Source organism: Mesorhizobium sp. BR115XR7A, from assembly GCF_020165315.1.
GTDB lineage: Bacteria > Pseudomonadota > Alphaproteobacteria > Rhizobiales > Rhizobiaceae > Mesorhizobium > Mesorhizobium australicum.
The window spans coordinates 239,759-260,815 of record NZ_JAIUHW010000008.1 but is presented as its reverse complement, the minus strand read 5'-3'; the positions used below and the strand labels follow the sequence as shown (position 1 = coordinate 260,815).

Sequence of the window (21,057 nt, the reverse complement as noted above, 5' to 3'; positions counted from 1 at the left end):
ACGTCGAAGACTCGTGCATTGCCGATGAGCAGGCCTCGAACGTTCTTCACATCCCACGAAATCCCCATCTGGCCGTCGCTATAAAGAAATTAGCAGCGCATCGAAGTTGCGATTTCAGAGGAAGTGACGATGAACAACCGTCAGGGGAAACCCTACGCGGGCACCAGGCTCGCCAAATATCTTGAGAAGCGCATCCTGGAGCTGAGGCCGAAGAAGACCCAGATCGCGATCGCCGGCGAGGCGGGGTTCGTCAATCCGAACATGCTCGCGATGATCAAGGCCGGCACGGCCAAGCTGCCGCTCGACAGGGTTTCGGCCCTGGCAACCGCCCTCGAGTGCGATCCAGTGATGCTCTTCCAGTTGGCGATCGAACAGCTTGGCGGCGACACCACCGAGCTTGCCGTCAAGCAGATCTTCGGGACGCTGGTCACCGAGAACGAAGTGGCCTGGCTCGAGGAAATCCGCCGGGCGTCCGATCATTCCAATCCCAGCCTCACAACGAAGGCTCGATCTGCGATTCGCGGGATCTTCGGCAAATGAGGGGCGAGCGGGACTTCCCTGCCGAAGGCTGGCGCTATGTCGCTCATGTCCGTGACCGTGAGATCACCCCTAACGAACGTTTCTGGCTCGAGGTGATCAGGCTCGCCTCCTGGGATTCGGATCCGGCGCCCACGCTCGAAAGGGCGCAGAAGCTGAGACGGGTTTTTCAGTCGATACTTCCGTGAGCATGACGTCGCATCAGGCCGACAACTTCCCTTGTCCGTGCCTCCGGCTCTCCTCAAAAGCATAAGGTTGATTGTCGATGTCAGATCGCGACCCTCCGAAACCGAATTCGCCAAGCGCATTTTCATTCGAGGTCGTGGTGCAGCACATGCGCATCCATCACCCGGGTTGTCCGAAGAAGACGCGCCTCACGATCGCTGCGCGGGTTAGCGCGAGAGACTGGAAAGGCTCAAAGCTAGGCGCGGCCGTTGGTATCGAATTACAGAAATATATCCGCCACTCTTGGACCGACTACGACGAACTCCTGCGATCCAAGATGATGACGCGAGAGGAGGCGCGAGCGTTCATTGCGCCGCAGGTTCAGGAGATTCTTCGTGCTTGGCGGAAGCCTGGAGTGAAACTCCGCTTGGCGCGACACGGCGGCAAGTTTACCTGAACTGGGTCAACCGGATAGCACGGCGAATCAACTCGATTCTCGATAAGCCTGGCTAATCTCACGCATGGTTGAGTAATCACCCTAGCGATTTCAGGCAGGCGGCCGCTCGGCGGCATCCGAAACGGTCAATCTTGGCATAGGTCCTGAAATCCAGTGATGACCACATTGGCGCCCAAAGTCAGCCGGTCGGCATTGCTATTTCCAAAGCCTGGAAGGAGTCGCCGCCGATGGGGTGTCAAAGTTGCGCCCTGCAGCGGACTTACTAGCCCCGAGCCTGATTAGTTGCTACGCAACAGTTATGCGATCCATGAAGTAGATGTCGCCTGCGTCGCGCTCAATCCCACATGCCCGGCTTGACGCGCGTTTCACTTTCTCAAACTGCACCTGACAACCGCCGACCTCAATCCGGACAAAGTAGTCGTGGTATCCACTGTCGGCCGGATTGAAGCAGTAAACCCGTTGTGGCAGCTGGACCTGATCACCGGAAAGTCGCTCGCCAATGCCCGAGAATCTCGCGAACGGCTTCGGGGTGGCCGAGTATTTTTCTTCTTCCGTGAAAAACTCAACTGAAAACGGTGCCCTGTCGCCGCCGGAAAGGCTGAATACTTGCGGGAGGATTTTGTAGGCGTAGATGCCCGTTCCGTTGCTCAGGCGCTCTGGCACCGTCGTAAACCCCATGTGTTTCCAAAAAGGCTCCGCGGTCGACGGGGCTATCTCGATCTCGACGACCGAGCGGCCTTCCTGGGCAGCAATTCCCAGCATGAACTCTGCCAAGATGCGCCCATAACCTACCCCCCGGAGGTCCGGCCTAATCTCCATAATATCGTAGCCATCCAAGAAGCCAACCGCGCGGCCGTCCACTAGCAAAACATAGACCTGGGCATTTTCGCTGCGCCAGCCGCGTTTGACTGAGTCCCAATTGCAGCGGAATCCGCGGACCGGCTCGTCGCTGGCAAAGCTCTCACTTTCTTCCCAGGTCTTCTGTGCCGCCTGATAGATGCTTTCTTCGGCGTCGAGCCATGCCTCAATCTCGGCCATTGTCACTTCCGTTGCGGGCACGATTTCATGAACCATGTAGGCTACATAGCAGCTCGTCTGGGGATGGTCAGCCGTATTGCAACCATCGTGCCTGTGAAACGGCAATTTCCGGACACGCTCAGTGACTTATGGCCTTATGCACTTGCTTGAACGAAGGCTTGCGCCTGTTGTACGCTATTCTGCTCGACTTTGGGCGATTCTGACAGCTGGCATTGCCCCCGCCATATGCCTAGGCTCGAGATAGGGTCGGAGAGGAGACCTACAGTTCGCATGGCAAGCGCCGCTTCTCCAGCGTCTGCTGAAACGCAGGATGAAGACACGGGCCTTGCGCCTGCCGCAGTTTATTTCCCCCGCCGGCTCACGCTCACCGATGCCTCGATTCTTGATAACCGAGTTGATGAGGCGGGGCTTCTCGCCCTTGCCGGTAACAAGGTCGTCCTTGGCGAACCTGGCATGGGCAAAAGCGAGCTGATGCGTGAGCTCGGACGGCGGTTCGGCGTCGAACCGATCACCGCGATCCGGTTCATCAATAGCAAGGACCCGGCAAAGCTGGTTCCGGCGGCCAAACCCGTGCTGATCGACGGCCTCGATGAGGCGATGTCGCGGCGCGAAGGCGACGCGGTCGATGCAATCCTCGCCCAGCTCGAAGAGGCAGATTCGCCGCCGTTCATCCTGTCGTGCCGCTCACGCGAGTGGCAGGCGCGCAGCGCGACCAGCCTGCGCCAGCTCTACGGGACCGATCCCAGAATCCTGACGCTCGAACCTTTCAATCGGGTCGAGGCACACGCCTATCTCGTCGTGCGGCATTCGAGCGTGGACGCGGATCATGTGCTCAACCATCTCGCGGCGCACAGGTTGGAAGAGCTCTATCGAAATCCCTTGACGCTTGGCCTCATGGGACGGGTCGCCGAGACCGACATGCAATTGCCGGGGACGCGCGCGACCTTGTTCGAGCGCGTCTGTACATTGGTCTGGCCTGAGCACGATCCCGATCGGCAGGATATGGGCCTAGCGCAACTCACAGAGGATGAAGCGCTCGATGCCGCCGGGGCGATCGCCGCTGGCCTATTGTTCGCGGGCGCTGAGGCCGCCAGCGCGGCGGGCGCAGCGCAGGTCCAGCAAGGCGATTTTCGACTTGCCGATTTGGAGAACCTGCCTAAGGCAGGGGTCGCACGGGTGATCTTTTCCTCCAAGCTGTTCCACAGCGTCGGTCCGTCGCGCGCCAAACCGATTCACCGCGTCATCGCGGAATATCTCGGCGCACGCTGGCTCGCACGACAGGCCGCCTTCCCGCGGGCGCAGCGGCGCGTTCTCGCGCAATTGCACGGTAGCGGCGGCGTTCCAGCGAGCCTGCGCGGCCTTCATGCCTGGCTCGCTTATCACAGCCCGACGATGGCCAAGCGGGTAATTGCTGAAGACCCTTATGGCGTGCTGCGCTATGGCGAGACCGCTGCGCTAACCCCGCATCTGGCGGATTGTCTTTTTGAGGCGCTGCGCATGCTCGCTGAAGACGATCCCTATTTCCGCTCGGTCGATTGGGACACCAAGACGGCGGCGGGCCTGATGATTCCGGCGCTCAAGCCCAAGATCGAAGAGATCATCGCCTCGGCAAGGAGCAGTGTACATCTCCGCTCGCTCCTTATCGAAGGGTTGAAGGGCACGTCCCTTGCTGCAGAGCTGGCCAATACGCTCGAGGCGGTCGTGCTGTCGCGAGAGCGTTTCTATCGCGAGCGCGACGACGCGGCAGAAGCTCTGTTGCCATATCGCAACCGCGCCTGGTGGCAAGCGACGATCGCGTTCCTGGCGGAACAGGGCGGCGATGCACCGCGCCTGGCGCGCAAACTTATCCAAAGCATCGATGCCGACGTCCCAGACGCGCTGCTGGTCGCGACCTTGTTCGCCGAAATGGGTGTGACCAGTTGTCCGCTGCCACGCCGCGAGGGACGGCCTGTCCACACAATCCGCTCCTTTCACCGCCTGTTCGACACGATAGCTGCGACGCGACTGCCCGGCATCCTCGATCTGATCACCGACTATTTAGCGCTCTTGAGCGACGGCGATTGGCAGAAAGCCGGCGAAGTCGCCGACATCGTGGCTCAGCTGATCGTCCGGGCAATCGATGAAGGCGTTGTCGGGCCAGCCCAGGCCTCTGCGCTGTGGCGCTGGCTCAAGATAATTGAGCGGTCCCATCGCTATCATCGTGAAGCGCAGCAAAGCCTCGCCGGTCGACTGGCGACGCATGATGCGTTGCGCCGTGCGGTCCAGGAGCATGTGCTAGTGAGCGAACGTCGCAAGGACAGCCTGTGGGCCACCGAGCACCATCTGCAACGCCGGTTAGTCGGGCTCACAACGCGCCCCGGCGACATCGTCTGCGCGCTCGATCGCCTGGCCCAAAGCGACACCAAAGATGCTGACCTGCGCGAGGACTGGAAGGACCTCGTGCAGATCGGGTGGGGACCCAACGGGCTCGATCCTGATGTGCGGGTGGCCGCCGAAGCGGTCCGGCGCGGCGACAAGCAACTGGCGAAGTTCTTGCGAAAGCTGGAAAACCCCAAGAAGCCCGCCTGGAAGATCCGTCAGGAGAAGGAAGATACCAAGTGGGCGCGCGAGCAAAACGCGGCCTTCGAGGTGGTGCGCCGCAAGTTAGAAAAGGTTCGCGACGAGCTGCGCTCGGGTAAGCTCACGGCAATCTTCGGGCCCGCCGAAGCCTATCTTGGCAAGTTCCACGATTTGCCGAGCGAACTGCCGCCGACCGAGCGTTTGGCCAAGTGGATCGGACCGGCCCTGCGCGATGACGCGTTGGTCGGATTCGAGGCCGTTCTGCATCGCGCCGATCTGCCCACCGCAACTCAAATCGCCGACGGTTTCGCACGTGGAACGTTCTATAACTACAGCTTCCCGATCATGGCCGGACTTTATGAGCGGCTGCGCACAGAAAAGGGCTTGGCCGACCTTTCAGATTCCCTCAAGCAGGCCGGGCTGCTGCTCAGCTATGACGATCATGGTTGGAGCATTGAGAAGGAACAAGAGGGGTTGCTCGCCGCGCTCGAGACCGAGGTCATCCCGACTGCCGAATCCCAACGCGCGTTCGCGCGACTCTGGATGGAACCGGCGTTGGCAGCCGGCAACGAGCATGTCAGCGGGCTCTACAAGCTTGCCCACGATCCAGCCTGGCAGACGACCGGGGCTGAACTTGCCGCTGACTGGCTGACGGCGTTTCCCAATGCTCCCGAGCCGGTCGAGGTAGGGTTGGTCGATTGCCTAACCCATGGCGGCGCGCTCGATGCGCTGCGCGACATCGCCGAGGCGCGCGCCGCGATGGTGTTTCGCAATTTCGATCATATGCTGTCGTGGCTGGCGATCGATGTGCTGGTGCGCTTTGAGGTCGTGCGCCCCAATCTCTGCGGAATCGGCACAGACCATCCCGAATTTATCTGGTTCCTTCGTAACCGGCTCCAGTTCGAACGGCGTGGCGGTGTGCTGCCGCTGACTCTCGCGCAGGCCGAATGGATCATTACGGAGTTTCGTGAGCAATGGCCTTATGCGGTGCTACAAGGCACTGGTTCGGGCGACACCAACGACTATGACGCGACCGACTTTCTACGCTCGCTGATCGGCCTGATCGCTGGTGACACGAGCGTCGAAGCAAGCGAAGCCATGGCGCGCCTCGGTGCGGGCCCCAACGACAGCTACGCCGAGTTGATCCGGCACATGGCAGCCGAGCAGCGGCAGAAGCGGACAGAGGAGGATTTTTCGGGGCTGGCGCCGGACGACCTCGCAGCACTTCTTGACGACGGACCACCCGGCAATATCGAGGACTTGAAGGCGCTAGTGCTCGAAGAGATGGACGTTGCGCGGCGCAAGCTGATCGGCGATGACCTCGATTCAGTTGTCGAATTCTGGACCGATGCGGGCATTCCGCGCGACGAGAATCGCTGCCGCGACCGGCTGGCGGCGATGATCGGGCCCGAACTCGCTCGGTACGATATTCAGCGGATCACCGAGGCGGACATGCCCCAGACCAAGCGGGCGGATCTCGCCTTCGCGCGGGGGGCTATGCAATTGCCGATCGAGGTAAAGGGCCAGTGGCACACGGATGTCTGGGACGCGGCGACAGGCCAGCTCGATGTGCAATATCTCGTCGACTGGCGCTCCGAACAACGCGGCATTTATTGTGTGTTGTGGTTCGGCGATATGCCGTCAGTGAGCAACCGGCGGCTGAAAGTTCATCCTGACGGGCTTCCTGCGCCTACGAGTGCGAGGGAGATGTGCAATATGCTGACCGCCCGGATTCCCCAAGCGCGCCGCGCACTGATTGATGTGGTGGTTTTCGATATCACCGCTGGAAAATCCTAACATAGTGCTTGAGCCCATCCGCCGATTGTTTCATTACCACCGGCGTCGCCTATTGTCGTCGCGACATTGGTATGACCTCGCCGAGCTGGCCGGTCGGCCCCTCGCCGCGGGTTGGCGACACAGGCTTCAGCTTCACGACACGAGCAGGCTCTTGCGACAGCCAGCCCGTTGGAAGTCCAGCCAGGCTCTCAACATCATGAGCGAACAACGGCAGATCGCGCCGAAGTTCCTCCTTGGACAGCCCGCCGTCCTCCACCATGGTGCGGAATACGTCAGCGAGTAACGTCGGCTGCTGCAGCGGCCATACGTCATCGTAGGGCTCGGATCCTGAGTAACCCTTGGCGTTGTAACTCCGATAAAGACGGGTCGCTCCCTCGGCGTCGACCATGCAGAGACGCTGGAGCCTCATGATCTGAGCCTTGATTGACACGCGCCAGCGAACCTTCAGACGCTCCAGCTCCCAAAGTGAGGCATTAATGACCTCCGTGGAGAACTGGCCGGCCGGCAGAAGCAGCGCTGAGGCGAAGCGATGAGCCTGGTCTTCGATTAGCTTGAAGTTCTCGACAAGATCATCCTCAGATACCGCACGGTGTAGGACGAGGTGGGCCAACTCGTGTGCGGCATCAAATTGCCTTCGCGCGAACGACTGCTTGTCGGTGGCGAGAAGTACGTATGGCCGACGATCAGATCCCCACCTGCTCAGACCATCCAACTGGGTAGTCTCCATTGGCTCGCTGGCCACTACGACGCCGATCTGCTCCAGAAGAGCGATCACGTTGGGGATTGGCCGTAGTCCGATCCCCCAGTGGTCCCGCGCTTCCTGGGCAATGCCCTCCAGATCCTCATCGCGCAGGCTTCGGTAGCTTACACCGTTGAGGAAATCTGGCAGGTCGACTTCCGGGAGAAATGCGTAATGGCCGGCAACTGCCGTGATATCTTCAAGCCATGACAATCGAGCGAGCTGCATCGAGCGATCCGCTTTCAATGCACTCGCGAGGGACCGAAAGAAAGTGGTTCCGATATCCGGGCGCGACGACAAGAAAAAATCGACCGGGACCGCCAGCGCTTTCGACAGTTCCTCCAATGCAGGGCCTTCCGGGGCGGTCTCCCCGTCTTCCCAGCGGATAACTGTGCTAGGCGCGCGTCCCATCATGTCGGCAAGGGCCTTGCGAGACGTGATCCCTCGCGCCAGCCTTGCCTCTGCGAGCTTCCGCCCGTCAAATCCTCTTACACCGCTACGCAATATTTTCAGCCCTTAGCCTGGTCGCTCTCCGCCCCGGCAATTGTATCCTTGAAGCTTCTGGCTACTGACCGCAGCGCGATTCCACGCCTCGGAGTCTCTCGCGATGTCCCATACCCTGCAAGAAACTCTTCCATCTTCTCCAGAACGATAAATTGCTCAACCTTCGTATCAGCAACACCAATCGAGATCGAGGCGAGCTTCCCGATGGCGAAAGGATCACGCTGGACCATAATCACAACAAAGCGTTCACGATCGGTGAAGCTCTCCTGGGCGCGGAACAGATCGACGTCCAGACCCCGGTTCTGGCCGCAGAGCGCCAACCGCGTTGCATTCTTCACCGGAGCATCGTCCGCATCTCGATGCGATGCGAATCCAACCAAAGTCCCGCCAAAGCGCCCGGTAGTGAGATACACCGGCAGTTCCCGCACCACGTCCGGTCCGAATTCGACCTTCACCCGGCTTACGAACTCCCCACCGTTGCGGACGATTGCCTTCTCAAACATTTCGTCGAACACCTGATGCCGGATGAGCCCGACCGCTTTCGACTCCCGCTTGCGGGACAGCATGACGCCCCCGGTTGTTGTCTCAGTCGAAACCTTGACTGAGACTTCGGCCTGCCGAGCTCCTATCGGGAAGTCCTGTTGGATGTCGACAAGCAGCGCGCGGGGTATGTCGCGCCGGATACCGTCTAGTATATGTGCCCGCTGTTCATCATCCACCATTGGTGTCTCCGCGCCCAGTGAAACCAGATTCGCATTCTGGAGTATCCGTGGCACGAAATTTTGCACTTTGCAATCGTTGCCCAGCGAGGCCTACGCTTATTCCCCGTCGAGACTCGATCTCAATCGCCTGATAGGTCCACGACGACTGGATCCTTTAGCCTTCAAGGGACCCGTAATTCGAGTGAGGCGATCCCGAAGTGAATTCGCTAACATCTGCTGCACCTGCAAAGAACTGAGGCAAGGAACAGAGTGCAACAAATTGAGGGTGGAATGGTCTTGAATCCCAAAGGAAGACGGTTCGATGACCGTTGGAATGGTAAATCCATCCCAAGCGTCACTGGCGTTTTCACCCGTGGCTTCGGATACAGCATTGTTCTCGCCCTTAGCGAGTTTTCCCAAATACTCCATAACATCGTGGCCGCGGGACGGCTATCAGGCGCAGACCACCCGCCAGATCAGAATCTATTGAACCCTATTTTAGCTTGCCAAGGCGACGATTTGGTTGCCCGCGCTGTCTGTGTGAATTTCCAAGCTAGTCGACTTCGATAGCAGATATGTTATCGAGCTACTGAGTTCGAAGGGATAAATTATCGGACTTGTCTCCAGGCTTGTGACTGGAAATCCACGGCCCATGTAACGCATGCAAGCTTCTGCCAGCCACACTGAGATGGGTGACCCGTTTAGCCGCATCTTGCTTTTTCGTACAAGCCGTTTGCTATTTTCCATACGCTCAATGGCACCCCAACTAGCCTGCGATTGAAGTACCATATTGGTCATCCGCCGCGTTCCCTCGCGCTCACCGTATGTCTCGGCCATACGCCTGTGAACTTCCGTAGAGGCACAATCTCCTTGCAACGCCGTCAGCCGCCCGACGATCTCCGCGACCTTTCCGAAGAACGGATAGGTGGCAATGGCCATGCCCCAGGTCAACGCGGAAATCGGGGTGTCAGGAGCCTCCCGGTAAATCCGAATCCCGCGATCGGCGAAGTCCACGAGGTCGGGCCTGGGCTCCAGCCATAGGCGATTGAGCACGGTGCGGGTTTTCTTCTTCGCGGCGGCGCCCGAATGGGTTGCATCGATTAATTCGGTCAGCTGCTCGATGTTCGAAACGCCGGCGCGAACGCGAAGCGCGGCAGCTGCCCAATCGAGCTGGATGAAGCGGTCAAATCCAATCTGTGGGGTCACTGAACTCATATACTCTTGCTGGCATGGAATACTTTGACAAACGGCACGATGAGCTCTTCCACGGAGAGACCTCCGTGCGCGACAATCGGCTCGCCTTTCTGAACGAAGGCGCCGCGGCCGCCGGCGAACAGCGGCAAGAAATCATCAGGCAGTCCGGCGATATCAAGGCGGAACGCATCAATATCCCCAGGCGTCGATGCGGCTATGGCCTCGCTTCGGTATGTTCGCGCACGCACGCCGCGAAGCTCGGTCGCAACGCCTTGATTAAGCCGGCCGATTCCCACGGCTTCGACGTTGCCATGATCCGCGGTCAGGTAGATGTGAAAACCCTTGTTGAGCAGCATGGCGAATAATCTCTCAAAAAAGCCCGAGTCGCACCAGGACTCGATCTGATTCGCGATCCCGCGCTTTCCGAGAACCGAGCCATGGACGATCTCGTCGATCGTATCGACAACAATTCCCGCTGCCTTGATCGCGGGATCGGCGATTACCGCCTCAATCTCCGACAGCTGATCCGTGCGCTTGATGCCCTTCCGGTATATGACTTCATTCGCGCGTAGCCCGTGATCCTGCCAGAACCGCGACCACAGCACCGGCTCCTGCGACGTCGTTTCGATCGAGTTTGCAAATTCCCGGGGTTTCAAACCCGAGAAGAGAGCCTGACGCGAGACGGACGTAAGCGTCGGCAGCCAGGCGAAGCAGGCATTCTCCTCGAAAGTCAGCTCAGGTGCCCGTTGCGCGAGGCTGTCCCGGATCTGAACCCATTGGTCCATCGCCAGCCCATCGAATACAAGCAGCGCTACGCGGGTCTCCCCAGCATCGCGACGCATCGACAGGAAGCGCAGCACATGATGTACCATCACCGGTCCCTTGGCAGCCGGGAGGGATGGCAGATCGGCGTAGTGCGCGGTCACCCATTCACGAAGCCGCTCGTCGGCTGCCTTCTGAACTTCGAGAACTTGATCGCCGATCGGCTCGGCCTGAACCGGCGGCAGACTGTGGAAGCGGAAGATCACCTCGGCCAGACGGCGAGACATCTGTGCCCAGTCCCGATGGGAAGCTTCCGTGCCAGGCAATGAGCCGGCGAGACGCAAAGCGCCTTCGGCCACCCGCTTTGCCAAGGAGTCCGGATCCTCGACGATGCCGATCTTCGCCCATCCCGGCAGGCCCGTTGGGCGCCCCTCAATCGCCAGCGGGTGAAGCGTGCCGTCTAGAAACATCGAGTCCACGATCGCCCTGATGTCAGGATGTTCAAACGGGATGATCGGCGCGGCCTCATGCTTACTTTGAATGAGGTCGACTGATCGCGAGCCGGTGACGCCGTTCTGCTCTAGGAACTGGTCCCAGGCGTCCTGCACCACTCTTAGGAAATAGGCTTTCGACGAGAGCAGGCTTTCGAGCGGCAAGCCTTTAAAGACGCCTTGCCCATTAAGGATGTTCGCAACGTGGCTGGCAAGCGCCGGCGGAAGCATCATGTCGCTGAAATGCAGCCGGAGCAGCTCGCGCCAGAGCGCTTCAGGCCGAGAAATTAGATATGGGCTCACGCCGAAGATATGTGTGAGGATGAAATCCTTTGTGCCGGCCTCGCCGAACGTCTGCGTCGCATGTCTCAACTGCGCATCGAATAGCGCCTCAAGATGCTCAGACCCAATCTGGCGCACGACGCCATAGCTGAGCTTCGGAAAGAGGTCGGCCAGACCCAGGCTGACGCGGCGGCCGTCTCGGAGATAGTCCCACGGCAGGTCGCCGGTAGCGCCGCTTCGAAGATGAAGCACCAGCGCCTCAGCCGGGCCGCGTTCGCCCCGATCCCAAGCCGCGCGATATCGTTCCTCATAATAGGTCCGAAACATGACCGAATCCTCGAACGGCAACAGTTCGAAGCCTTGGGTGCGCAGGCTCGCGAGAATACGCTCATCGAGAAGGACGTCATCGGGGTCGGCCGCGATCCAAAACCGCGAGAGCTCCGACGGAAATTCCTTCAGTATGCGTTCGATCCAAAGGCTCATGATGTGACAGTTTTGTCCCGGCCGATCCGCAGCATCAGCACCGCATTCAAGTCAGGTGTGTAAGCTTCGGCGATATCCAGCATCGCCATGCGCTCTTCATGCTCGGCCAGCAGACGCTTGCGTCGATGATCGCGCACCGTTGCGAGACCGATGCGTCCGATCGCCTGGTGGCGGGCGTTATAGGCATAGCGGGCTCTTTCCCGCTCTTCCCGCAGGCGAGCATTGTGTTCCTCCACCAGTTCCGAGAACTGCCGCTCTCCTTGTGTGCGTGCCGCCTCATGGGACGCTTCGAACCAGGGCACCGCACGATCCACCGACGGTGCTGCCGCAAGATCTATCTGCTCCGTCAAAAGCAGGTCCCAGATACGCTTTGCGGTCGGCATGAAGGTGCGGCCATCATCTGCAACAAAGACGCTCAGGAACCGCCTGCGGCTGAAATCCTCGGCCGACAGGCTGATCTCCCAAAGGGACCAAATCCCATTGACAGTATCCGGCAATCCGCCGATCTGGACCAAAGGGAGAGGCTGTCCCGCTACGCATCGCGGCAGTTCACTGATTACGGCGCGAGCGCGTGGATCTTCAAGCGTGACCCATTCGAGTTGGGGATGCTCCTCTGCTGAGCGGGCATCAAAGCAGATTTGGGCGGACTCACTGCCGTCCACCCAGCGCACGCGCCAGCCGTCGCCCTCCTTGACAGCAGCACCGCCACGCGCAGGCAAGCCCGCAGTAATGGCCCGCTCCAGCCAGAACTGGGCAGGGTGATCGCGCCACCTCCGGGCATCGCCGGCATCGAGTTCATGGGTATCAGCGATAAGGTCGCTGCTCTTCTGGCTTTCCGCGAGCGTCGATCGCAGCTGCGAAATAACGGCGTCGCATTCCTGGTCGATCGCACCCGGATTTTGGAGCCCCTGCACGAAGAGCTCCTCGAACAAGGGCTCGGTTTCGACCGAGTCCATCACGTCGGCCGCCTTGTCGACGCCGAACTCTTCGGCGATCAGCGCGAGCTTGGTTTCCAGAACCTCTCTAACGCGGTGTTCGACCGTGTCATCAAGCACGAAATTGAAGGCTCGGACGACATTGGGTTGGCCGATGCGATCGACCCGACCGATGCGCTGTTCAACCCGCATAGGATTCCACGGCATGTCGAAGTTGACGATCACGTGGCAAAATTGAAGGTTCAGACCTTCGCCGCCCGCATCGGTCGAAATCATGATGCGTATATCGCGGCCGAACGCCTGCTGCGCCTTGGCACGGGCTTCTAGATCCATGCCGCCGTTGAGCCGAGCGATCGAGAAACCGCGGGTTTCAAGAAATTCCGCCAGCATCGCCTGTGTAGGCACGAATTCGGTGAACACCAGCAGTTTCAGGGCCGGGTCGTTCTCTTCCTGCTGCAGCCTGTAAATCAGCTCCAGCAGCGCCTCGGCCTTCGCGTCCGTGCCTTGCGCTTCGGTTGCTCGCGCGAGTTCCAGCAGCGTGTCGACTTCGGCCTTCTCCTGCTCCCAGCCCTTCGCCTGCACGGCGATATCGATTTGTGCCTGACCGTCTAGCTCCGCCCATTCCTCGACATCAGGCGCCTCGAATAGCGACGGTTGCAGCTGTGGCTGATCGAGCAGGGCCTGGCGCCTCTCAAGCGTAGTGCGGATCGCTGCGGTGCTCGATGTCACAAGTCGCTGCATCAAGATCATCAGGAAGCCGATATGGCGCTGCTTGGCGGCCATGGCCTGGTTGTAGCCGTGACGCACATAGTCGGTGACCGCCTCATAAAGGCGCTGCTGGGCATCGTGACGATCCTCCCAGGCAACGGCGTATAGCCGTGTCATGCGCGGTTTGAAGAGGGGCTGTCCCTCCGCATCGATAGCGGAACGCTTCTCGGTGCGGATTATGAAGGGCCGGACGCGATCGCGGTTCACGCTGCCCTCGTCGGGGAAGGAATCCCGATCCACGAGCTGCATCAGCCGCATGAACTGGTCGGTCTTGCCCTGGTGGGGAGTCGCTGACAGCAGCAGTAGATAGGGCGCGGCTTCCGCCAGCGCTGCGCCCAGCTTGTAGCGGGCCACCTGCTCGGTGCTGCCACCCATGCGGTGCGCCTCATCGATAATGACCAGATCCCAGGATGCGGAGACCAAATCCTCGAAGCGTTCCCGGTTGTAGATACTGAGCTTCTCAAGGGTCCAGCCCCGGCGACCTTCTAGCGGCTTCACGGAATCCAGCGAGCAGATCACCTGGTCATGTAAACGCCAGAGATTTTCCTCATCATTCCGCCACTGCCGGAACGCCGACAGCTCCGTCGGCTCGATAAACTGCAGAGTCTCCCCGAAATGCAGCCGCATCTCGGCCTGCCACTGGCGGACCAGTCCCTTGGGCGCGACCACAAGTATCCGCCGGACCATACCACGCAGCTTGAGTTCGCGCAGAATGAGTCCGGCTTCGATCGTCTTGCCGAGCCCGACCTCGTCAGCAAGCAGGTAGCGGATCCGGTTACGGCTCATAGCGCGGTTCAGCGCATAGAGCTGGTGAGGTAGCGGCACGACGCTCGATTGAATCGGCGCGAGCAAGAGATTATCCTCCAGCGCATCGAGGAGCTTTGCAGCTGCGGCCGTATGGAGGATGTGCTCGACTGTGGGTCGGACAGAGCCTAGCGCCGCTAAATCTCCCGTGTGGGCGCGGACGACGGCATCTTTAGCCGGCAGCCACACCCGATAGGCGGTTTCGCCCCACATCTGCTGCCGATCAACAACGCGGCAAGGTGCGGCGTGACGCTCATGCCAGCACCAGTCGCCGACGTCGTGCCCGCCACCCCCACGTGTCACGCATCGGCCTCCGTGCGGGTGAGCGCCTGATCGTACCAAAGCAGCAACTTCTCGTCTTCCTGGAGCGCCTCTTCGGGAATCTTCTGGGCGATGCCGATGATGGTTCTGTAGTCCCGCGCCGCCCAAGAGGTTTTGAATCCGGCTCGCAGCACCTCGAGACGGAACTCCTTGAGCCTCCGACCGGTTGCGGTCTTGTAGCCTTCGAACTCCTTCAGCAGCGACCGTTCACGCTTCTGCTCCAGATCCTTGGCCTTGCTCGGATCGGGGACGTACCAGCGATCCTTGGCCTTCGCTTTCAGCCTCAGATCGTCCTTTTCCAGACCGCGCAGATCCTTGAAGTTGGTTGAAAGGTAACTGTGAATCTGGCTCGGCACGTCGCTCTTGCCGTCGTAGCGCAAAAAACAATCTTCCAGCAGCGCTAAAAGCTCCGGCTTCTCCTCGTGTTTCCGCCAGCCCGCGCCAAGCTGAACGGTGAACTCGGGATGGATCTCCTGATAAGTCGATGGCCGTCTACGCAGGAAGTCAGTGAGCCAGTCGATCGCCGAGCGTTCATCCGAGACGAAAAGCTCAATTTGGGGTGCCTGAGCCGCTTGCGCGCGCTTCCGATCGTACTCAGCCACCTGCTCCGGCAAGAACATCATGCCGTCTCGCTCGGGGTAGCGGCTACGAAGTCCCTCTAGGAAGTCCTCGGTTGAGAGTGGCACCGGAAAGTCGTGGCGAACAAACCAAGCGATCATACGATCATAGATCCGGCGAGGATCGCGCTCCACCACGACCTCCAGGATGCCATTCCTCGATTTCGATACCGGCAGTTGACGGAGATGGGTTTGGACAAAATCCCAAGCGGATTCCGGTGCTGCACCGCGTTTTGACAGCCGTTCCTCAAGCCCGCCATTCGGCTTGTAGGCCGAGATCACCAAATCCTGTTTGACCGCATTCGGCGACATCGCCTGCTGGAAGGTCAAATGCACTTTGTCCAGAGTGGACACCTCAGCAACGACAAAACCAACCTGCTGCATTGCAACTTGGATTGCATTCCACACAGCAGCGCGGCTGTTGGAGAACACCACTGTTATCCAGCGGCCAGGCTTGAGCACCCTGTAGTACTCGGCGAAACAGCTTTGCACCAATTTCTGATATTCGAGAACGCCCTTACTCTTCACCCTGTCAACAATCGCTTCAAGTGTCGGATCAGTGGTCACTCTGTGCCAGGATTCAGTAAGGAAATTTAGATCAGAGTAGTAAATGTTCTCACCAAACGGCGGGTCCGTAAAAATATAGTCTATGACACAATCGTCTATCCCATTGAGTTGCGATGCGCTGGCGGTAGTGACGAAGACCGACTTACCCCAATTCCTGCCTTTTCCCCACGCAGTTTTCTCCATTCTCTTTATTCTATTGATGCTTCCGCGAAGAAGGTCTATGACATTCGCTTCCGCAACCAGAGATGAGACGTAAAAAACACCGGTTAGAGGGGAGTTCCCGAAGGACGAAGCCGGTCTATATCTGTTAAGTATAGATGCGTTGACAAACTGATGCTGAGCGATGATTGCGAGCGCCTTCCTAATATCCGCGTTTTTTATTTCATTAACTTTCGAGAAGAACCCAGAAAGAACGTGAAGCGAGCGCGGCAAGAAAAGATCATGAATGTGCTTGATCTTGGTGGTGCGCATCCGACCAACACGGGTCATTTGCATATCGGGAAATTCGCTCAACGGTGCGTTGGTGGGAAACGGGAGAGCTTCGACCTGATTAATGACCTGCAAATCCTCGGCATTTGGAAGCCGCTCTTGCTTCTTCTTGGATTGAGTGTAGCGGATTAGAACAGGCTTGCGCTTAGGACGCTGTGTTTGGGTCTTCGTAGCCGGATCAAAAATGGTCTCAAATGCTAAGTCTAGCTGACTCTTTCCAAGATCGGCGCTGCAACTCGGGCATACGATCGTATCCTTCACCCTTCCGGAATTATCCAGTGCATGGTCGTGGAAGACGATCTCGCCCGCGCATTCTGGGCAATGGAATATCTCCGACCAAACAGTGAAATCGATCTTTCCAGTTCGCGCCCCATCCTTAACGGCATACATCCAGCCGTATTCTTCCTCGAGCTCCGCAAATATCCGATGCGCCTCGGAAAGGAACCGTTCAATATCAAGGGAATGATTGTAATTATCGGCGATGAATGTAGCTACAGGGGATATATCCGCGAGGATTGTCGGGCGCGCGCCCCATTCAGGAGATGCAAGTCCAGACGATTTCCATTCACTCTCAACTGCTGCTCTGTATTGTGCCGGAGCGACCGCGCACCATTGAGCCGCAACACCGGTCATCCCGGAGCCTGCAAAACCGTCGAGGATGATGTCGCCTGGCTTCGTGTAATGCAGAATGGACGGAACGATAGCCAAGTGCGGAACCTTCGTATGATACGAATGCGCTTTGTAGACTGGGTCGCTCTTGCCCACCGAAACGTCGACCGCCATCGGCTCACGGCGATAAGTCTCGGCAGAATCGTAGGGCTTGCCGTGGTGCGCCACGAAGTCGGCAAGCCAAGGGTTCGGGCAGGCCGTGTAGTAGGGCGGATCAGACATCGCGAGAATCGCCTCGTCCGTACCTTGAGGGAAACCTTCCTGCTGGCGGAAAGCCGGATCCTTCAGCTTCTCGGCCAACAGGTTCAGGAAATACTCGCGCCGCACTTGATCGCTCTGAAACGTGTGCCCAAGGCACTCGACGTCGCCGGCAGCAGTTTGCTTATTGGATCGAAGTAGGTCGGTCATACGTTCTGTCTCGTTCGTTCTGCTGCTAACGGTCGCTCATTCCACCACGAAGCGTAGCTTCGTTGTGTCTTTGCCTTTGCAGCGGTCGTTCAGGAAAGTTTCGAAGCGCTTCCGCAGATCGTCGGGCGTTGCCGGCGAGCCGCCTTGGAGCAGCGCCTTCTTGATGTCATCGCCCGTTACATTGATCTTCTCGAGGCCCGACAAGGCTTCCTGGACCGCCGCGACAAACTCCGGCGTCACGATTTCCGGCAGGGTCCTCTTCTCCGCGAAACCGGTCACGATGTCGCGGGACGAGGCCTTCAGAAGCTCGAAGTTCGACTGGATGATCGGATCGTCGAGGTTCTCGACGAGCGTCTGAACCCAGTTTTCGAGCAGCTTGTCGAGCTCCTCGTCGAGCTGCTTGAGCACATTGGCGGCGGGCAACAGATCGCCCTGCTCGCTGGATGGCCGGTACTGACAGTGCGGGCAGACCGGACTGGCGGAAAGCTCCGATTCCACCAGCGCGGCGCAGCTCTTCAGTTTGTCGAGCTTGTCGTCGAAGCTCGTCAGTTGGCTGGTCGGCATCAGTGAAATCCCCGCCAGCGCGCGCATCGCTATGAGCCGCGGATCCTTCCTCAGCGCGCCCTTCGTCTTGTCCTCGGCAACACCCAAGCGCGCCTTGCTGTGCTGGCCGACATAGGCGTTGATGTAATCCTTCTTCAGCTGAGCCAGCGTTTGACGGTATTCGGCGCCTTGCTGAGCGGTCTTGTCCTGCGAGAGCTTGTCGAAGACCTCCTTCCGCGCAGTCTTGGCCCGCTTGACCCAAGGGTGCTCCGACGGGAGCACCATTTCGGCTTGCGACAGGTAGCTCGCCGTGCCGCCAAGTTCGGCGACCAAATCCAGCATCCGCTCGACAGCGGCGAGCGTCTCCAGGTTCTTCTTCTGCGCCTCGATGTGGTCGGAGCCGATGCGAAGGTTCTTGAGCTTGCCCACCGTGTTGTAGGGTGACAGGCTCTCGGTGAAGGTCTTCAAGGCTTCCAGACGGCCGCGCCATTCGCGGATCTCGTCCTCGCGAAGCAGCGGCTGCCCCCAGAAGCTGAGCCGGCTCTGCATATCGGCGGTGGCATGAAGCACCCGCCGGACCAGCCCGCCTACGGCTTCCATCAGCTGCTTGACGGGCTCTTCGGAGCCCTGGGTCGCCAGTTGCGCCAGCCCCGGGGAAAGCCCCAGCAATTCGAACAACGAGCGCAGAACGGCGACGTTGATCTCCTTGGGCGCCTCGACATGCCTGAACTGCTTCAGCTCCTCCAGCGACCTCTCGGCGAGCAGCGTTGTCTTGCCGGAGTCGACCTTGTCGCCCGTAATCGCCAAAACGATGTCGCCGGAATAGACGAGCCCGCCCAACACGGTCACCAACAGGTCCGGCTCAAGGCGGAACTTGACGGGTACGAAATATTCGACGTCCGTCGTCCCGCTCAGCAATTCGCCGCGGTTCAGAACCTGTCCGTGGCCCTTGGCCTTCAGCCGGGACAGCACCTCCTGGGCATAACGGGATCGTGTAGGATCAACGCGATCGCCGTCAAGCATCTCCAACGCGTCAAGGATCGCGATGGCGTCCTTGGTCCGTGCGCCGCTGGCCAGTGCCTTCAGCGCACTGCCCACGAGCTGCTTGCGGTTGGATTCGGTGACCAGCACCGAGAACGTTGGATATTCCGGCGAGACATCGGCGAACTGGTTGTTGAGCGCCAGGCCGGAGATGACGTTCACAACGTCGCGGAAATTGATCCGCTCTTCCGACCCGAGACGAGCCTTATCGCGCAGTGAGATGCCCTTGGTCCATTCCTGCAAGGTCTTGGTCTTGCCCTGATAGGTGACCTCGTAGGCCGTCATCTGCTTTTCCTGCAGCCACTTGCTCATGTCGCGCAGGGCTTCCTTGGCCTTGTCCAGGTAGATGGATTTGGCGCCTCCGCTGGCGGTCGACGCGAGATCCTGGGCGGCCGCGTAGAAAGACAAGTGACGTTTGATGGCGTCGTCCAGACCCCTCAGCCGGAAGAACACCTCGTCGGACTTGGCTTCGTCGCGGAACCGCGGTGGTTCGAAAGGCTGGATGAAGTAGATGTAGAAATCACGCTCGGGCTGGGCCGTGGGGCGATCGTTGGGCGCGCCGAAGAACAGATAGCCGTTGCGGTCAACACGACGATCCTGCCATTCGATTTGATACTGCCAGATCTGATGGCCCGTGACGTAAGCCGTCTCGTCGGTGCGTTCCATCAGCTGACGGATCGCGCCGTAATAGGCGCGATCAAGCGCATCGTCAGACAAGGCTTCGGCACGCTTCTCGATCTGGGCGTCGTAATCGACGTCCTTTTTCAGATCGAGATAAAACTGCTCGGTGTCGGGCGCCTTCGAAATGAACTGCCCGTTCACGGTCTTGATCGTCTCACGCAGTACGGTCTGCACCAGCGAGAGAAGATCCGTGGCCGGCTCGCCGCCCATGTCCTCGATGCCCGGTTGATAGAGGCACAACGTGTCTCGCAACTCCTCGGCCGTCGGACCGATCGGAACGTAGATGTCCCCTCCCGTCGTGAGCCGGTTTACCGAGAGACCATTGATGACGCGCTGCGCCATCGGCCGGTATGCGGGACGCGTGAATGCCTTCTGGACTCGTTCGGTTAGAACCTCCGCCACCTTGAGGACCGGACCGATGTTTGGATCGGCCCGCAGCACCGAGTTAGACGTCACCGTGTCCCAGAACTTGTCGTAGCCGATCAGGCCTGGCCGATCGGTCGGCACTTCATCGCCAAGGATGGCCTGAATCTGGTCCCGTAGCGTCACCAGCGCGCCACGCTTCTCGGTGAAGATGAGGCGCTCAAACGTCCCGATATAATCGGGATGCACCGGGAAGAGCCGAACATACTCGTCCATCCGCTCGTTCATCGAGCCATAGAATTTGGCGAACGGTGTGAGATAGGTCCGGATCTTACTCTGCTGATCGGCGGACTTCTTGAGCAGCCTCTCGGCGACCACGAAGCTGACGTCCTGTCGCGCAAGCAGCGCCTGGGTGAAACGATCCTTCACCCGACGCAGGCTGTCCGCGACGTGCTGGAAGCGGCTGCTGTCGAAGATCGCCTCCTGAACACCGGCGACGAAACGGAAGCGCAGATGCTTGGACACCTCGCCGATCTCGCGCAGGAACGAGAGGTCCAAAACTAGCTCGTGATCCCTGCGGGACCGGAGATACTCGAGGAACTCGTCGACGACGAGCAATACGCCCTGGTTTGGATGAACCTCTGTGAAGGCCGCCATCATTTCCTCAAAGGCGGCCTTATTGTTGATCACCCTGTCGGCCGGCGGGAAGCGGTACGTGACGCCGCTCTTCTCAAGGAACAGTTCGAGTTGCTGGGTGACGATGTCCCGCAACGACATTTGGCTCGAGATTTCGATGCGGTGGACCCTGAACTTCCCGGCGATCGCGCTTGCGGCTTCCGCGACCTTGGGATGGTGCAACATCGACGCATAGGCCCCATCCTCTGCCACCAGCGACAGCACCGACATCAGGTGTGATTTGCCAGTGCCGTAGTTGCCGACGATCAGGATGCCCTTGTGATCAACCGACTCGTCGAACGACAGTTGGGGAATGATCTGCTTGCCAATCCGCTCAGCCATATCGTCGGAAATGACATAGGTTGCGACGAGCTTCTTGGCCTCATCCGGACGATTGGCGTCCAGAAGCTGGATCACCGACTCGATCGGCTCAAACTGAATGAGATCACTGTAACGCATTGAAATCT

General features: G+C 59.3%; 11 protein-coding genes. 3 read left to right on the top strand and 8 right to left on the bottom strand.

Going from position 1 to position 21,057, the window contains the following annotated elements; genetic code table 11:
• Nucleotides 1–129: 129 nt before the first annotated feature.
• Both LB557_RS18910 and LB557_RS18905 read left to right on the top strand, forming a co-directional pair.
• On the top strand, nt 130–540 hold the full coding sequence (locus LB557_RS18910) for an XRE family transcriptional regulator (protein WP_224642780.1): 411 nt from the start codon (nt 130–132) through the stop codon (nt 538–540).
• Between the two features lie 262 nt (nt 541–802).
• Nucleotides 803–1,159, top strand: a complete 357-nt coding sequence (locus LB557_RS18905) for a DUF2293 domain-containing protein (RefSeq protein ID WP_224642781.1) — start codon at nt 803–805, stop codon at nt 1,157–1,159.
• A gap of 285 nt (nt 1,160–1,444) precedes the next feature.
• Here LB557_RS18905 and LB557_RS18900 read toward each other — a convergent pair whose 3' ends face one another.
• The gene (locus LB557_RS18900) at nt 1,445–2,197 is read right to left on the bottom strand and encodes a GNAT family N-acetyltransferase (RefSeq protein ID WP_224642782.1); all 753 of its coding nucleotides are present in this window, start codon (nt 2,195–2,197) and stop codon (nt 1,445–1,447) included.
• 270 nt (nt 2,198–2,467) lie between these two features.
• On the opposite strand from LB557_RS18900, the gene LB557_RS18895 reads away from it, so the two are divergent.
• On the top strand, nt 2,468–6,553 hold the full coding sequence (locus LB557_RS18895; RefSeq protein WP_224642783.1) for an NACHT domain-containing protein: 4,086 nt from the start codon (nt 2,468–2,470) through the stop codon (nt 6,551–6,553).
• A 49-nt stretch (nt 6,554–6,602) separates the two neighbouring features.
• On the opposite strand, the gene LB557_RS18890 is transcribed toward LB557_RS18895, so the two are convergent.
• The 7 genes from LB557_RS18890 to LB557_RS18860 form a co-directional block, all read right to left on the bottom strand.
• Nucleotides 6,603–7,796 carry a helix-turn-helix domain-containing protein gene (locus LB557_RS18890; RefSeq protein WP_224642784.1) on the bottom strand — a complete coding sequence of 398 codons (1,194 nt, stop codon included), beginning with the start codon at nt 7,794–7,796 and terminating at the stop codon, nt 6,603–6,605.
• 5 nt (nt 7,797–7,801) lie between these two features.
• Nucleotides 7,802–8,518 (bottom strand): hypothetical protein, encoded by a 717-nt coding sequence (locus tag LB557_RS18885; protein ID WP_224642785.1) that lies wholly within the window; start codon nt 8,516–8,518, stop codon nt 7,802–7,804.
• 477 nt (nt 8,519–8,995) lie between these two features.
• Nucleotides 8,996–9,712, bottom strand: coding sequence for a hypothetical protein (locus LB557_RS18880; RefSeq protein WP_224713085.1), 717 nt, complete (start codon nt 9,710–9,712; stop codon nt 8,996–8,998).
• Nucleotides 9,709–11,709, bottom strand: a complete 2,001-nt coding sequence (gene pglZ / locus LB557_RS18875) for a BREX-3 system phosphatase PglZ (protein WP_224642994.1) — start codon at nt 11,707–11,709, stop codon at nt 9,709–9,711. The genes LB557_RS18880 and pglZ overlap by 4 nt, the downstream gene beginning before the upstream one ends.
• Nucleotides 11,706–14,519 carry a DEAD/DEAH box helicase gene (locus LB557_RS18870; RefSeq protein WP_224642995.1) on the bottom strand — a complete coding sequence of 938 codons (2,814 nt, stop codon included), beginning with the start codon at nt 14,517–14,519 and terminating at the stop codon, nt 11,706–11,708. The genes pglZ and LB557_RS18870 overlap by 4 nt, the downstream gene beginning before the upstream one ends.
• Nucleotides 14,516–17,287, bottom strand: a complete 2,772-nt coding sequence (locus LB557_RS18865; protein WP_224642996.1) for a DNA methyltransferase — start codon at nt 17,285–17,287, stop codon at nt 14,516–14,518. The genes LB557_RS18870 and LB557_RS18865 overlap by 4 nt, the downstream gene beginning before the upstream one ends.
• A 36-nt stretch (nt 17,288–17,323) precedes the next feature.
• Entirely contained in the window at nt 17,324–21,049 is a 3,726-nt protein-coding gene (locus tag LB557_RS18860) for a DUF6079 family protein (RefSeq protein ID WP_224642997.1), read from the bottom strand.
• Nucleotides 21,050–21,057: the final 8 nt, after the last annotated feature.

Excerpts from the sequence above, each read along its gene's own strand:
- LB557_RS18910 (WP_224642780.1), top strand. The coding sequence starts at position 130 with ATGAACAACCGTCAGGGGAAACCCTACGCGGGCACCAGGCTCGCCAAA.
- LB557_RS18905 (WP_224642781.1), top strand. The coding sequence starts at position 803 with ATGTCAGATCGCGACCCTCCGAAACCGAATTCGCCAAGCGCATTTTCA.
- LB557_RS18900 (WP_224642782.1), bottom strand. The coding sequence starts at position 2,197 with ATGGCCGAGATTGAGGCATGGCTCGACGCCGAAGAAAGCATCTATCAG.
- LB557_RS18895 (WP_224642783.1), top strand. The coding sequence starts at position 2,468 with ATGGCAAGCGCCGCTTCTCCAGCGTCTGCTGAAACGCAGGATGAAGAC.
- LB557_RS18885 (WP_224642785.1), bottom strand. The coding sequence starts at position 8,518 with ATGGTGGATGATGAACAGCGGGCACATATACTAGACGGTATCCGGCGC.
- LB557_RS18880 (WP_224713085.1), bottom strand. The coding sequence starts at position 9,712 with ATGAGTTCAGTGACCCCACAGATTGGATTTGACCGCTTCATCCAGCTC.
- pglZ (WP_224642994.1), bottom strand. The coding sequence starts at position 11,709 with ATGAGCCTTTGGATCGAACGCATACTGAAGGAATTTCCGTCGGAGCTC.
- LB557_RS18865 (WP_224642996.1), bottom strand. The coding sequence starts at position 17,287 with ATGACCGACCTACTTCGATCCAATAAGCAAACTGCTGCCGGCGACGTC.
- LB557_RS18860 (WP_224642997.1), bottom strand. The coding sequence starts at position 21,049 with ATGCGTTACAGTGATCTCATTCAGTTTGAGCCGATCGAGTCGGTGATC.